Genomic DNA, 1,312 nt, shown 5'->3' with positions numbered 1-1,312 from the left:
AGCTGGTCCCGGGGATCCTCTAGAGCATTCTGGGATTGCAACCCGGCGACGCTGATTCCGCTCGCCCCGTCGGAGAGCGCCCCCCTCTACGTCGACATGATGGGCGGTGCGGAGACGATCCTCGCCCGGGGAAAGCGGCTGCACGACGCGGGCCAGTATCTGCTGGCCCAGGAGATCGTGAACAAGCTCGTCCAGGCCGAGCCGCAGAACCAGGCCGCCAAGGACCTCCTCGCCGACATCTTCGAGCAGATCGGCTACCAGCAGGAGAATCCCGGCCTGCGCAACTGCTTCCTGGCTGGCGCCTACGAGCTGCGCTCCGGCATTCCGGAAGGCGCGACGGCCAGTTCGAGCAGCCCCGACGTGGTGCGGGCGATGCCGACCGAGCTCTTCCTGAACTTTCTCGGCATCCGCATGGACAGCCGCAAGGCGGAGGGGATGCGCTTCACCATCAACCTGATCACGCCGGACAACGGCGAGCGGTTCATCGTCGAATTGGAAAACGCGACGCTGACCAACATCGCGGGGTTCCAGGCCGAGAAGCCCGATCTCACCCTGACCATCAACCGGTCGGATCTCGAGCAGACGATGATCGGCGCCAAGACCCTGGAGGCGCAGATTGCCGACGGGACCGCGCAGGTCGAGGGCGACGCCGGCATCCTGAGCCGGCTGGCCGCCACGATGGTGACGTTCGACCCGCGATTCGAGATCCTGCCCGGCACCAAGGTGCGCGGCGCCGCCAATCGCGTGCAGTCCGACCCGTATCGGGCCGATTCCGGCGAGGCGGTCGCCGAGTAGACGGCGAAAGCCGCTCTTGCTCCGCAGCCGGTCGCGGTCCGGGATGGCGGCAGGGCGACGGAAGAGGTGCTCACGGGATGAGGGTATCGGTCCCATGTCGGATGAGGCGATCACGGCGGGCAGGCGGGGGCGGGATCCGATCCTGATCGATCTGGCCCTGCAGGGCGGCGGCGCGCACGGCGCCTTCACATGGGGGGTCCTCGATCGCCTGCTCGAGGAGCCCTGGCTGAGCATCGACGGCATTTCCGGGACGTCGGCCGGTGCCATGAACGCGGCCGTCCTCATCGAGGGCTACGAGCGGGACGGGGCCACCGGTGCGCGCGCGGCACTCCAGACCTTCTGGGACGCCGTCTCGCGCGCGGCCCGGTTCAGCCCGCTGCAGCGCAGCCCGCTCGACGTGATACTGGGCCGCTGGACGCTCGATTCCGCGCCTCTGTATCTGGCCGCGGACCTGATGGCGCGGGTCTTCTCCCCGTATGACCTCAATCCGCACGACTTCAACCCGCTCAGACAGATC

At 68.1% G+C, this 1,312-nt stretch carries 2 protein-coding genes; both read left to right on the top strand.

The features are described from left to right. On the top strand, window positions 1-795 hold a 795-nt coding region (locus I53_RS28420), incomplete at its 5' end, for an alkyl sulfatase C-terminal domain-containing protein (protein WP_043357351.1). Between the two features lie 94 nt (window positions 796-889). After that, window positions 890-1,312, top strand: a 423-nt coding sequence (locus tag I53_RS28415; protein WP_187294429.1) for a patatin-like phospholipase family protein, incomplete at its 3' end; no start/stop codon positions are given.

Origin of the sequence: Methylobacterium sp. B1 (genome assembly GCF_000333255.1) — a bacterium.
Lineage (GTDB): Bacteria > Pseudomonadota > Alphaproteobacteria > Rhizobiales > Beijerinckiaceae > Methylobacterium > Methylobacterium fujisawaense.
This window is presented reverse-complemented; position numbering and strand designations above follow the sequence as displayed.